Consider the following 12,867-nt stretch of genomic DNA (forward strand, 5'->3'; position numbering starts at 1 on the left):
CAATCTGAATTTAACATAAGCAGAACTGTCCTTTACATCTTTGTAGCCTTGGGCAACCTCATGGGAAGACAAAGAGGTACCGCATCTTGGGCAATAAGGAACAATCTTATGACCTTTATATAATAACTCTTTATCCCAGAGCTGTCTTAATGACCACCATACCGATTCAATGTACTCGTTTTGATACGTAACGTAAGGGTTATCCATGTCAATCCAGTATGCTACCCGCTCCGACATATCCTTCCACTGACTAGCATAGGTGAATACACTATCCTTGCACTTTTTTATAAACTTTTCTACACCATATTTTTCAATTTCCGGCTTGCCAGATATACCAAGAGTTTTCTCAACTTCCAATTCCACTGGCAGGCCATGAGTATCCCAACCTGCTTTGCGTAGAACTTTATACCCTTTCATGACCTTATAACGAGGGATCAAATCTTTAATGACCCGAGTTACAACATGACCAATATGAGGAGCACCATTTGCCGTCGGTGGTCCATCATAAAAGGTAAAATATTCATTACCTTCGTTCATTTGGAAATTCTTTTGAATCACATCTTTTTCATCCCAAAGAGTAAGAATGGATTTTTCCATTTCTACAAAATTGTTTTTAGGATCAACCTTTTTATACATAATAAAAACTCCTTTTTAATATACCTACTACTTCCCAGTAATAAAAAAACTCCGCCCTGTTCAGGACGAAGTTTCATCTTCGTTATACCACCTTTTAGCAACTCATCAGGTACTACTATACCCTATCCTTTAACGCAGGATTACGAATTGACTTACTGGAAAGTTCAGTCATCAGCTCTCAGGTGATTTTCTTCCGATGATCCTGGCAGGTTCTCAGCACTCCCTACTCTCTGTACATTCAAAATCATGAATACTCTTCCTGATCATAGCTTTTTAGATATCTCTATTAAAATCTACTAAGAGTATACGTCCTGATTTTTATAATGTCAATAGTCATATAATCAACCGTACACCCCCTAATTCAGCAGAACTATATTTGAACTCCCCCCTTGGTGAGCCAATGAACATAAAATTAGGAGGGATACTCCATTTTTGTGACAAGTCCTGTATCAGTTCTGGACCAAACTCACCTCGATAAAGGACAAATTCAATTTTGACCTCTGGATAGATACGGCCAAGGAAATGAATATCATCTGCCAGACCAGGTAAGACTTCGATACCCTCGCCAAGAACATTTACAATTTTGATACGATTAGTATGTTCATTGTCTCGAACGTATAGCATTGCCAAATTCAGATTTGCTAAATCTCCCCCTCGAGTAAAAAACACAACCTGCTGAGAATTAATCTCATCTATGCTGGCTTGAATTCCTTTTGTAAGAGCTTTAGCTGCTCCAGTAATCTTATTGCTCACAGCTCTTACAACAAATAAACACGCTGTTAACAGGCTAATACGATTCAACATTATAAGTACAATAATCAGCGTTGGCAAGAAATATTCCAAGAAGATCCCCACATATGCAGGATTCATGATAATCGTACCAGATATCGCAGCAACTACAGCACTAATTGCGAGTATCGCTGCCAGCCAAGAAGATTTTACGGGACGTTTCAGTCCACTTCGTCTTACCTTTAATAACAAATTGCCGATGCCGAATAAAGTCATAACTGACAAAAAAGAAATCGTATAGACACCAGCTAATGCCATCAACTTGCCGCTAGTTACCAACAAGACAGACACACATAGCAAAAAAAAGACGATTACAATACGATATTGGGTTCCATATCGGTTCACTTTTAACAAATACTGAGGTAAACACCGATCTAATACCATGCGGTGTACTAAACCAGTAACACCTACATAAGACGTCAATACAGCTCCGCTTAAAACTAACGCAGCATCAATGGCCACCATACCCGCCAGCCATTCTCCGCCAGAGATTATGCCCATGGTAGAAAGCAAGGCTTCTTGATGAAGATGAATCTCGTAAATTGGCAGTATTGCTAATGCTAAAAAAGCAAGCAATGGATTAATCACGGTCACAGCTACCCACATATTGCGTAATGTTTTTTGAAAAACACCAGGTGCCTGTTCTTCAACGAAATTCGCTGAGCTTTCAAAACCTGAAATTCCCAGCATGGCTGCTGAAAAGCCAAAAAATAAAGCAATGCCTATACTTCCCTCTACCGGCAATTGAAAGTTTTCTATAAAAATAGCAGGCCCAGAGTTGGAGAAAAGCCATAAGGAAGATACAATCAAAATTCCTATCGTACATAAATGCAGCAAAAAGATTCCTGTAGCTACCTTTGCCGACTCGCTGATCCCAAAAATCATCAATAACATAAAAACGGCTAACAATGCCCCTGTAGCAGTTATAATCGGCAGCGTATGCCACATAGTCTGCAAATAATGCATCGCCTCATTTGCTGAAATAACGGCTGTTGCCATATAGGATAGCAATGTAAAGCATGCGGCTATGGATGCCACCAACTTACTGGTCGTATTCAGTAATGCATTATAAGCTCCCCCATTTAAGGGCAAGGCACCTACAACTTCCCCATAAATATTTCGATAAAAATAAAGAACTACAGAAACCATTAGCAGCGAAACCCATGCCCACTTTCCCGCGTAAACGATAGACAATGCAGAGACGTAGAGACAAGACGATGTAATATCATTGCCACAAATGGCTGTAGCAGCCAATTCTTTAAGCTTACTCGTTGGTTTTTGCTTCATAATTACCCCCTCTGCATAAGCGATTGACTCCCCAATCATTCTTCTAGAATAATTTGTACATTCGATAGATCTCATCCCTATTATAGCACTTATCACACCGTACTATCCACGGCACAAGCCACAGAACCGTTTTACTATTCTTTTGTATTTCTAAAAAAAATGGTTATACTACGGAATATAATAAAACTTGCTAATGAACAGCTATAACTATTTACTCTATAGTCCAAATAGACACTTAAGGAGGTACAACATTATGGACCAACCTAAAACTTCCTCAACAACGGATCAGGAAAAAAAGCAAAGCAGCGAGCCTTCTGTTGAATCTAGCGATACAAAAACAAAACAAACGGTTCCTACTCTTAATCCTGACATAGAATTCATCAACAGAACATTACCATAACAAAATGCACCACGTGATCAAAAATAAGTGGAGAAGGCCTAAAATGGCCTTCTCCACTTATTTTCTGCTCTTACTTACCGTCTCTTTGGCTTAATAGTTTTTGGTAGATAATAATCAAATCATCTAATTGCTGGCTTATTTTGATGACTTCTGCGTCTACCAGGCATTGTTTTCCTCCTATCTCATTTAGTTGCCGGCGTGTTCGTTCAATTTTTTCAACTATTTCACCAATTTTCATCTTTATCCCCCCTTTCCTTGTTAAATTTATCAAGAAAATGGGAAGAATTGTTTATTTTTCGACAAGAAAATTACTTATTTTTTTACATTTCTCTACCTTTTGGTAGAGGCAATTAGACGAAAAGCACATTATGATATAATCATTGAAATAAATAGGCTAAATATGTAAAATCAGAAAAAGATTGGAGTAATGCAAATGGCAATATGGCGAATTAATATGGATTCTAGAGATTTCGAACAATATCGCAAAAAACTAGTCAATCGAGGCTTTATTCCTACCAATTACTTCTCTGCTAATGGCTTTAACATAAAAAAGATGAGAGAACTTGCTCTAGCTGGAAAGATGGACGCTATGCAATGTGTTGTCGGAAACTCCACCAGGTGGTATTATTCCGAAGATCAAGCTGAGTTGGCTCGTCTTAGAGGAGAACTCTCGTAATACTTTTTGCTATATATTGAAAAGGCTGTCTGATCTAGACAGCCTTTTCAATATTCCCCTATGGATTTAGTCTCAATCACAATCTTCGATTACTAATGGAAGCTCTCCTTTCATTGCCAACCTTAGCCGCTTCTCAACTTCGTACCAATTAATTAATTTTAACCATTCTTTCACATATTCCTCACGATTATATTGATAATCAAGATAATATGCATGCTCCCAAACATCAATCACTAGAATCGGAATGGATCCCCACTGGGTTAAATTTTGATGTTTTTCTGCAGTAAGTATCTCCAAGTGGCACCACGCTGGATTCCATACAAGTATTCCCCAACCAGATGCCTCTACTTTAATCGCTGCATTAACAAACTGATCCATAAAAGCATCAAAGCTGCCGAAGTATTTATTAACCTCTTTGACTGTACATCGCCCCGGTTCGCTTTCAAACCCTTCGGGAGCCATAATCGTCCAGTAGACGCTATGCAAAATATGTCCAGAGCCGTTAAAAGCCAGCTCATTTTCCCAATATTTTATAAATGTAAAATCCTCTTTCCCTCTTGCATCTACCAGAGCTAATTCAGCCCTATTAAGACCATCCACATAAGACTTATGATGATGATCGTGATGATAGCGAAGTGTTGTGGAACTAATAATCGGCTCTAAAGCATTATATGGATAGGGCAATGGGGGCAACTTATGTTTCCCCGCCGGAGTATACGCACGTAAATCTGTATCAGACATGATTTTCAACCTCCCCCAATCAAATCTCTTACCGCTGTCATATTATATTTCTACAAGGAAAGGGAGGTGACAAAAATCAGTTAAAAACCTCTGTAGTCTGTCGTTCAACCAGACTCTGACGATCGACTGCTTGCGGCGGCTCTTCAAACCATCCACATTCAATCATTAGATTTGCTCCATCCTTTGCGTAAAGAGCAACTTCTGCCATTAAACGAGTGTAGTCCACTGCCAAATCATAACATTGGCTTGTTGATATCGCTACACCATAATTACCAATCCCCATCTGTATCAGAGCCGAAACATGAAATAACATCAATTTTTCAGAAAAAGGCGACTGCATTGATGTCGTAATTAAAGGCTCCATAGATGAACTTCCTGACAGATCATCTGCCGCGAGTCTTTTTGTAAATATTTCAATGTGTTTTTGAGCAATTTCTTTACCTCTTAAGAAGTGAGACCGAATAGCAGGTGAAGAGGCTGTTTGCCAAAAACTTGTTAGCATTGCTTTTCCCATCATATTCGTTTGAATGTTCATAAATACATGCATAATTTCTACTGCTGTCAAAGGGCGGCTTTGGCTAAATACATTCCCTAAAAAAGCTTGCCGCTGCGCAAATTCTACATGTGTATTGGCTGGGATATATGGAGACCTAACATAAATTCCTTTTTGTAACATCAGCTTAACGACTCTTTCATTAAGCTCTATTGATTCATGCAGTGTCTGGGTATAAAATTCTCTTATATCCTGACGGGAAGCTGTACTTAATGCAAGTCCATAAGCAGCTAACCCTAATCGAGACATATTATTGAGATAATGTAATGTAAAAATATCATCAAAAAGTCGATTCGCATTAAGATTTACATCTTCATCCGTAAATCCCACAGGACAAGAAAACCCCTGATTTTTGTACGTATTGCGGATCCATGCTACATGATTTTGTGATAATGATAGGGCAAAATCCAGTAATGGGTGAATTTCTTCGTCCTGAACTTTTGCTAAAAAATATTTCAATACGCATTTTGCTAAACTATCACTTTGATATTGACTCCACATAATCGCAACCTCTGCAGAGGTTAACTGGATATGGCTGATGTCAAACATACATACACCCCATTTTTTTACTTATTATAACCCTCACTTTCTAGTATTAACTACTTATTCAAAAAAAATAAAAAAAAGGGCTATACATCTTCTATATGATGAGGAGACAGAAGACTGCATGTCCTAACAGGGCTTAACAAATTTATGGTGCTCTTTTAAAAAGACTTACAAATAAATCGACAACCAATGGATGATAGTCAAGTCCTTTGCCGATTCGTATTCGATCAATTGCCTCCGTCGGAGTAAGACAATTTCTTTGATAAATACCACTTGTTACTCGATCGAATGCATTTGCTACGCTGACAATACATGCATTGATATTAATTTTATCTTCCTTAATTCCATAAGGATACCCGCCACCCGAATATTTTTCATGATGTTGCTGCACCGTTAAATAAATACCAGAAGGTAATTTATCGGCGGCTAATAAATCAGCTCCAATGCGGGGATGCTGCTGGTAAAGCATCTCCTGTCCATCATCCATTCTTGAGACTTCTCGTAAAACATCTGGTGGTAATAACATTTTTCCTATATCATGAAGTAGTGCGCCTATAGAAACTTCCTGTAATGACGCTTTGGGAAGTTGCATTTTTTCTGCAATCGCAACCGATAGAATGGCAACATTTATAGAATGGGAATATGTTGCACTCTGTCCTTGGGATAATGCTTTCAGATTGTTTCCCAAGAAAGAGTCATTTCGCATCTCCTTTAACAGAATATTCAAGTACTTAGATGCATTCATTACACTTTCTAAATTGAAGTTTTCAAATTTTTTATCGATCTTCTCAGGAACCTTAAATGGACTATCACTATAATTAGTAGGAAAATGCTGTAACTTGCCTACATGATTGCCCGTATTTTCTTCAGATAAACGATATGGAATTCTTCTATTCTTAAGTTTCTGAATCATATTATCAGTCATGGGCGCCCCTTCTACTAATAACAACCGACCAAATTTATCGGTAACATTATGGGCAAGATAGCCAACAATATGCATCTTAGCTTCTGTATTATCAGACATAACGATTTCCCCCATTATTCCCTTATAGTAGAACTTTACAAAATTCCTTGAATAATTTATAATCCATAATTCATATTAACTCAATACTAGATCTCATGATCTTTATGAAAATTCCATAATTAGAAAATCTTCCTAACTCTTACTTTCATAGTTATTATATAAGTTAATTTTAGCACCGTCAATGCCTTTAATAAACTTTTGAGTTATTTTTAACACTTTTCCATAAAATATACAGTAGAAAGGAGTTGAAAACAGTGCCTAATTTCAAAGACCAAATCAATCAATTATGGGAAGAAGCAAAAGACCGAGACTACCAAACAACTCAAGAAGACTTTGCAAATCTATTAGGGGCAACAAAAAATCAACTTAAAGGCTGGTTACGCGGATCTGGCGAACCTAACACTGAGTTGATTAAAAAAATTGCACAAGTTTGTAACGTTTCAGTAGATTGGCTAGTAGGAAATTATGAAACCAATGTCACAAACTCGCACTCTTATGATGAAAAAATTAAAAACCTTCCGCCTGAAATGAAACGCATAATCGATTTTATCATTACCTCTTACGGAAAATCCTAGGCTATATCAGATGATTGGACAACGATATCACGATGCTGATCATCGGCAGATATTGGTTTTTCAACTTTATCACCCGACAATGAGAAGGTATACCCTAATCGGTATCCTCTCAATTGTTAGGGTATTTTTTTGTCAAGTCATTTTACATTGCTTGGTTTACTTATATTGTGCGATTATATACCGCATTCGCAGGATCATCGTACCATTTAAAATAACGCTCTGCACATTCACGTCCTGATTGAATGAGAGCCTTCTTCTTTTCATCACTTAAATGGAATTCTGTCGTTTTGACATGCAGTGTATCTATATACATCGTCCTATGCCAATCGTCAGTGTGCAGATGCTGATTTTGTTGACTCTCCATATAAATATCAGCAAGGCCTTTTGTAAACTCGATTAAATCTTTTATTTCTTTACGTACAGGATCAGACAATTCACGAAACATCGCAATTTCACGACCAGAATCCAAGCGAAATCCAAGAGTTTCTTTGTTAAATACACAGAGATCTGCCACTTTATCAGATTCTTTTAATTGTATATTAAATTTCTGATAATATTTTGGCTCACTAAAATGTTGATGCACATATTTTTTTCTATCGAAAAGTTTAATAGGATAATTATCAAGAATACCTCCATCTACATATACATCATTGCACTCGCCTCTTCTGGCGGCAAAGAGCAAAGGGATCGACATAGATATACGCACAGCATCTGCTACACAAAGATCAGGAGTATGTTCCAAAGAGAAGACTTCAGAGCTCCTGGTAGAAAGGTTCGTGCCAATAAAAAACATCTCTTTAAAGGCTAGTTTTTTTCCGACTTCAAAAACCTCTTTAAAAGTGGCATCAGGATTCCCAGTCTTGCTTTGAATCAGATCGCCTACCCAACTTCGAAAAAAATCACCTTTATACCAGCCAAACTCTTTAAATAATCTAGTCGTATCAAGGGCTACCCCCAAGGAATCATCTAGAAATTTAGTAAAATCTAAGTTTTGCAAAATTTCTTCAATTTCTGCGAAACTAAAATTCAAACCCATAAGTAAAGCCATGACGGCACCTGCCGATACCCCGCCAACCCGCTCAATCTTCGGCAAAACTTTTTTCTCCTGCAATACACTCAGTGCCCCAATATACGAGATTCCTTTCACTCCCCCTCCTTCAAAAATAAAATTACGAAACGGATAATCCAAAACAACACCTCCTTCAATATATCTAACATATTAAATGAATGGATCAGATATGCTTACAGAATATAGCCGATTATATAACAAAAAAGAGAGCAATTTTTTTTTGCTCTCTTCGTTATGATGCCACTATAGAAGAATCGTTACGATCCTATAGTCAAAAGACTATTTTTGGCAAAGTCAGTAAATTCACCAATAACCAAATCTACACCATCCAGCTGCCGCAGCCGATTATGAGCTTCCTGGGGACCAATGGCTATAATCTGGCCAATATTAGCGCGTCTAGCAGCTTCAATGCCTGCGTCAGCATCTTCAAAAACAATGCACTGTTCCGGAGACAATCCTAGATTTTGAGCCGACTTTAAATAGATCTCGGGAAATGGCTTTCCTGGAAGCAAGCCATCATCATAAACCACTTTGTCAAAGTCAAACCACTTTTTTAAATCAAATACTTCAAAGTAGAAATTAACATTATTAATTTCTGAACCGGTAGCAATTGTACATGCAATAGTATTGTTAGTCAAATAATTTAGTAAATCAATGGCGCCCGGTGCTAATTTAACATTGCTGGCATCCTTGCGGCATAGATCACGATATATCACTTCTTTTTCTTGACTTAGCGCTTCTCCTTCTTCGTCAGAAAGCTGCTTGCCAGCCAAGTACGACATGGTAACTTTGTTAGGTCTGCCTAAAACAAAGGTAGCCATTTCATGATCACTCACTGGATAACCTCTCAGCTTTTCAGCCATAGCAATCCAAGCACTGGTTTGCTTATCTGTATCCCAAAACAATGTTCCATTAAAATCAAAAATTACTCCCGAGAACTTTTTAGACATGAACTCTCCCCCATCTTCCCACACTGTACTATGGCAAATAAATGATTAAACAAATCTTGCTAATTTTTTAACAATTACGATCTATTTCAGATAATTTACCATTATACTACAAAATTCCTGCAAATTTTCCTTAGAATTTTTGTAAAAGTCCTTACACGAACTTCCTTAAAATGCATTTTTCCCCAAATACAGGCCTGCTAAAAAAATAGTGAATAGCGCTACGATGTGAATAACAAACCAAAACCAATTGCCAAAACGAAAAGCCTCAATCGCTAATGGCTTGCGCAAATGAGCTGGTATCATTTTCCCGCCTATCCATTCCATGAGAATAAAAAACGCCCACCAAGTCGTATAAGAATCCCAAAAATCCCACTCATAATCATAACTTATTAATCGGGTTGTATTTTTTAATACCGTTTCAAAAAATACGCCCGTATTAATCATTACACCATAAAAGGAGATCTTGTGAACCCAATCAATCGGGCTATAGCGTACGCCTAGTAAAACAAAATAAGAAAAGGCTGTCAAAATCGAGAATATCGGGATTTTTAAAATAGGTAGAAAGATATAAGGAAAAGAATAAAACCGTACTTCCACAAAAAGATAGCAAAGCAAATTACCAATCAATCCAGCAAGTAAATATAAAAGACCATATCTCTTCCAATCCAATCGTAGAATAAAATAACTGCCTATTGCTACGATAATACTGCTAAATATTGCTATGTACATCTCTTTGCTGCCATCTAAGAATCCCATTCCTTAATCTCCTTACTAAAATGTGAATGATCATATATAGCATGTACACCAAAAGGAAAATGTAGTCAAAAATTAGTATAAGCGAGATAATTTCTCTCAACAGCATTTAACATAAGCACGTACTTTTAGTAAATAACATATGATAAATTACAATAACTTTTACAAAAATCTTTTAGATTATGGTAAGAAGTGAGAGGTATGTGATGAAAATATGAATGTTTCAGAATTAGATAGTAGCCTAGCAGATCTTCGCCAAGAAGTTGGACCTACTGGGCCAACTGGCCCAACGGGCCCTACTGGAGCAACTGGAGCCACTGGACGTACTGGACCTACTGGTGCAAATGGTCCTACGGGCCCTACTGGTGCTACTGGCGCTACTGGCACAATTGGACCAACTGGTGCTACTGGACGTACCGGTTCCACTGGAGCAACTGGTGCAAATGGTCCTCCGGGATCTACTGGCATTACCGGAAACACGGGTGCCACGGGAGCCACTGGTGATACGGGACGCACTGGGGCGACTGGAACAACGGGTGCCACTGGACCCACGGGCACAACTGGTATTACAGGTGCCTCTGGCGTTATTGGTCCCACGGGCAGCACGGGGCGCACCGGTACAACTGGAGCAATTGGTGCTACAGGACCTACTGGTTCAACTGGTATTACAGGCACTCCTGGTGCCACGGGTCCCACGGGAGGAACTGGACGTACGGGAGCTACTGGAACTACAGGTGCTACAGGCCCCACGGGTTCGGTTGGCCCTACTGGAGATACTGGTCCGATTGGCCCAACGGGGAGCACTGGTCGCACAGGAGCCACGGGAACTACGGGTGCCACAGGTCCTACCGGCTCTACTGGAGTTGGGGCAACTGGCGATACTGGCTCCACAGGTGCCACGGGTTCCACCGGAGCTGCGGGTTCTACTGGTCCCACTGGAACTACTGGGCCAACTGGAGCTACTGGAGCTACTGGAGCAGATGGTGCTACTGGCGATACTGGTTTGACAGGAGCTACCGGATCTACTGGTCCTACTGGTTCCGCTGGAGATACTGGTCCTACTGGAACGACAGGGCCTACTGGCTCCACGGGAGCAGATGGTTCTCCGGGAGCTACTGGTTCTACGGGCTCTACCGGACCGACTGGCTCCACGGGGGATATTGGTCCTACTGGATCGACAGGGCCCACTGGCTCGACTGGAGCGGATGGTGTCACGGGAGCTACCGGTACCACAGGAACTACTGGACCCACTGGTACTACGGGAGCTACTGGTTCTACGGGCTCTACCGGACCGACTGGCTCCACAGGAGATATTGGTCCTACTGGGTCCACAGGTCCCACTGGCTCGACTGGAGCGGATGGTGCCACGGGATCGACCGGATCTACTGGCATTACAGGAGCCACTGGTTCCACTGGTTCTACGGGACCTACTGGCTCGACGGGATCAACTGGCTCGACGGGAACTACTGGACCTACTGGGGCCACTGGCGTCGATGGTTCTCTGGGAGCTACCGGCCCTACTGGATCTACGGGAATTGATGGTGCCACTGGATCTACTGGACCGACTGGATCTACGGGAGCTACTGGCTCTACGGGATCAACTGGACCGACTGGATCTACGGGGGTCGATGGAGCTACAGGAACTACGGGTCCCACTGGGGCTACGGGTTTTACAGGTCCCACCGGATCTACTGGACCTACAGGATCCACAGGAGCTACTGGTTCTACGGGAGGCACTGGACCTACTGGATCTACCGGTATCGATGGTGCCATAGGAGCGACTGGACCTACTGGATCCACTGGAGTGGATGGAGCGACAGGGACTACTGGTCCCACTGGCGCAACTGGTTTTACTGGTCCTACTGGATCTACCGGACCAACTGGGTCAACCGGAGCTGCTGGTGTTACTGGCTCTACCGGATCAACGGGACCTACTGGCTCCATCGGCGATATTGGGCCTACTGGTTCCACCGGTCCCACTGGATCGACAGGGGCCACTGGCTCAACGGGAGCCACTGGACCTACCGGTTCCATTGGTGTCGCCGGTTCAACGGGTGCTACTGGTCCCACCGGTACGACTGGCGCAACTGGTCCAACTGGATCTACCGGTCCGACTGGATCCACGGGTTCAACTGGCCCCACTGGCTCTACTGGTGCCACTGGTTTTACCGGAACGACTGGTGCTACTGGCCCTACTGGCTCCACGGGCCCCACTGGAACGACTGGCGCTACTGGGCCTACTGGCTCTACCGGTGCTACTGGAACGACTGGAGCGACTGGACCTACTGGCTCCACAGGACCTACCGGCTCCACCGGAATCACTGGACCTACTGGAAGCACAGGCAATACAGGATCTACTGGACCTAGCTCATCATTTATCGAAACGTTAAAAATAGGAGACATCAACACATCCATCGCATTTAACGCGGGAGGAGGAAATAACACCGCCATTGGAGTCCTTGCAATTAGCGGTCGCCAAATTTCCATTAGCCGACTTGCAGCCTATGTGGTGCAAACCGGCTCAACGACTGGTACCTTCCAATTGGCAGTCTTACAGCCAACCAGCCAGACAGCGGCGACAGTTATTGCGGTAACCAATTCTACCACTTCTCTCTCAAATGGATTATTCATCCTACCTTTAACAGCACCTGTTACTCTTTTAGAAAACATTCTTTATTATTTTGTTGTATACAATCAAATTAGCGGTTCCACGGTAGGCGGCCGCAATACAGGATTAGCAGGAGCAGGCGGTACCTTTCCAATCAATTTCAGGACACAGAATCTCCCTATATTGGCTGTCAGTCAGTCTATTAGCATAAGTGATAACAGTTTGCTCCAATCTCCTTATATTGCAGGACTCGCTTAACT

The 12,867-nt window shown here is 41.2% G+C and carries 13 protein-coding genes and 1 other annotated feature; of the genes, 4 read left to right on the forward strand and 9 right to left on the reverse strand.

Annotated elements, in window-relative coordinates; genetic code table 11:
* On the reverse strand, positions 1-636 hold a 636-nt coding region (locus tag BMZ99_RS22425; protein WP_139214824.1), incomplete at its 3' end, for a class I tRNA ligase family protein.
* Between the two features lie 58 nt (positions 637-694).
* Positions 695-912, reverse strand: a binding site (T-box leader).
* Between the two features lie 57 nt (positions 913-969).
* Positions 970-2,712, reverse strand: coding sequence for an APC family permease (locus BMZ99_RS22430; protein WP_090943167.1), 1,743 nt, complete (start codon positions 2,710-2,712; stop codon positions 970-972).
* A 253-nt stretch (positions 2,713-2,965) separates the two neighbouring features.
* Between BMZ99_RS22430 and BMZ99_RS22435 the strand changes: the two genes are divergently transcribed.
* Positions 2,966-3,112 (forward strand): hypothetical protein, encoded by a 147-nt coding sequence (locus BMZ99_RS22435; RefSeq protein WP_175490666.1) that lies wholly within the window; start codon positions 2,966-2,968, stop codon positions 3,110-3,112.
* Positions 3,113-3,182: 70 nt separating this feature from the next.
* On the opposite strand, the gene BMZ99_RS22440 is transcribed toward BMZ99_RS22435, so the two are convergent.
* Positions 3,183-3,350 (reverse strand): aspartyl-phosphate phosphatase Spo0E family protein, encoded by a 168-nt coding sequence (locus BMZ99_RS22440; protein WP_090943172.1) that lies wholly within the window; start codon positions 3,348-3,350, stop codon positions 3,183-3,185.
* 195 nt (positions 3,351-3,545) lie between these two features.
* Between BMZ99_RS22440 and BMZ99_RS22445 the strand changes: the two genes are divergently transcribed.
* Entirely contained in the window at positions 3,546-3,788 is a 243-nt protein-coding gene (locus BMZ99_RS22445; RefSeq protein WP_090943175.1) for a hypothetical protein, read from the forward strand.
* Positions 3,789-3,860: 72 nt separating this feature from the next.
* Here the strand turns inward: BMZ99_RS22445 and BMZ99_RS22450 are convergent, their stop codons facing one another.
* The 3 genes from BMZ99_RS22450 to BMZ99_RS22460 all read right to left on the reverse strand — a co-directional run bounded on the left by BMZ99_RS22450 (position 3,861) and on the right by BMZ99_RS22460 (position 6,652).
* Positions 3,861-4,529 carry a superoxide dismutase gene (locus BMZ99_RS22450; protein ID WP_090943177.1) on the reverse strand — a complete coding sequence of 223 codons (669 nt, stop codon included), beginning with the start codon at positions 4,527-4,529 and terminating at the stop codon, positions 3,861-3,863.
* Positions 4,530-4,605: 76 nt separating this feature from the next.
* Positions 4,606-5,631: a DUF3231 family protein gene (locus BMZ99_RS22455; protein WP_090943180.1), complete on the reverse strand. Its 1,026-nt coding sequence runs from the start codon at positions 5,629-5,631 to the stop codon at positions 4,606-4,608.
* Positions 5,632-5,773: 142 nt separating this feature from the next.
* Positions 5,774-6,652 carry an HD-GYP domain-containing protein gene (locus BMZ99_RS22460; protein WP_090943183.1) on the reverse strand — a complete coding sequence of 293 codons (879 nt, stop codon included), beginning with the start codon at positions 6,650-6,652 and terminating at the stop codon, positions 5,774-5,776.
* A gap of 254 nt (positions 6,653-6,906) precedes the next feature.
* On the opposite strand from BMZ99_RS22460, the gene BMZ99_RS22465 reads away from it, so the two are divergent.
* A complete protein-coding gene (locus tag BMZ99_RS22465; protein ID WP_090943186.1) occupies positions 6,907-7,227 on the forward strand; it encodes a helix-turn-helix domain-containing protein in 321 nt (106 codons plus the stop codon).
* A gap of 160 nt (positions 7,228-7,387) precedes the next feature.
* Here the strand turns inward: BMZ99_RS22465 and BMZ99_RS22470 are convergent, their stop codons facing one another.
* The 3 genes from BMZ99_RS22470 to BMZ99_RS22480 all read right to left on the reverse strand — a co-directional run bounded on the left by BMZ99_RS22470 (position 7,388) and on the right by BMZ99_RS22480 (position 10,002).
* Complete coding sequence (locus tag BMZ99_RS22470; protein WP_090943188.1) at positions 7,388-8,416, reverse strand: patatin-like phospholipase family protein; 1,029 nt, start codon at positions 8,414-8,416, stop codon at positions 7,388-7,390.
* 137 nt (positions 8,417-8,553) lie between these two features.
* Positions 8,554-9,246 carry an HAD family hydrolase gene (locus tag BMZ99_RS22475; protein ID WP_090943191.1) on the reverse strand — a complete coding sequence of 231 codons (693 nt, stop codon included), beginning with the start codon at positions 9,244-9,246 and terminating at the stop codon, positions 8,554-8,556.
* A 165-nt stretch (positions 9,247-9,411) separates the two neighbouring features.
* Positions 9,412-10,002 (reverse strand): CBO0543 family protein, encoded by a 591-nt coding sequence (locus BMZ99_RS22480; RefSeq protein WP_090943193.1) that lies wholly within the window; start codon positions 10,000-10,002, stop codon positions 9,412-9,414.
* Between the two features lie 211 nt (positions 10,003-10,213).
* Here BMZ99_RS22480 and BMZ99_RS27475 point away from each other — a divergent pair, with 211 nt between their 5' ends.
* A complete protein-coding gene (locus BMZ99_RS27475; protein ID WP_090943196.1) occupies positions 10,214-12,865 on the forward strand; it encodes a beta strand repeat-containing protein in 2,652 nt (883 codons plus the stop codon).
* Positions 12,866-12,867: the final 2 nt, after the last annotated feature.

Origin of the sequence: Pelosinus propionicus DSM 13327 (assembly GCF_900114615.1) — a bacterium.
GTDB classification, from domain to species: domain Bacteria; phylum Bacillota; class Negativicutes; order DSM-13327; family DSM-13327; genus Pelosinus; species Pelosinus propionicus.

Coding starts and splice junctions, on each gene's coding strand:
- BMZ99_RS22445 (WP_090943175.1), top strand. CDS start 3,546: ATGGCAATATGGCGAATTAATATGGATTCTAGAGATTTCGAACAATAT.
- BMZ99_RS22430 (WP_090943167.1), bottom strand. CDS start 2,712: ATGAAGCAAAAACCAACGAGTAAGCTTAAAGAATTGGCTGCTACAGCC.
- BMZ99_RS22480 (WP_090943193.1), bottom strand. CDS start 10,002: ATGGGATTCTTAGATGGCAGCAAAGAGATGTACATAGCAATATTTAGC.
- BMZ99_RS22440 (WP_090943172.1), bottom strand. CDS start 3,350: ATGAAAATTGGTGAAATAGTTGAAAAAATTGAACGAACACGCCGGCAA.
- BMZ99_RS27475 (WP_090943196.1), top strand. CDS start 10,214: ATGAATGTTTCAGAATTAGATAGTAGCCTAGCAGATCTTCGCCAAGAA.
- BMZ99_RS22455 (WP_090943180.1), bottom strand. CDS start 5,631: ATGTTTGACATCAGCCATATCCAGTTAACCTCTGCAGAGGTTGCGATT.
- BMZ99_RS22435 (WP_175490666.1), top strand. CDS start 2,966: ATGGACCAACCTAAAACTTCCTCAACAACGGATCAGGAAAAAAAGCAA.
- BMZ99_RS22460 (WP_090943183.1), bottom strand. CDS start 6,652: ATGTCTGATAATACAGAAGCTAAGATGCATATTGTTGGCTATCTTGCC.
- BMZ99_RS22475 (WP_090943191.1), bottom strand. CDS start 9,246: ATGTCTAAAAAGTTCTCGGGAGTAATTTTTGATTTTAATGGAACATTG.
- BMZ99_RS22450 (WP_090943177.1), bottom strand. CDS start 4,529: ATGTCTGATACAGATTTACGTGCGTATACTCCGGCGGGGAAACATAAG.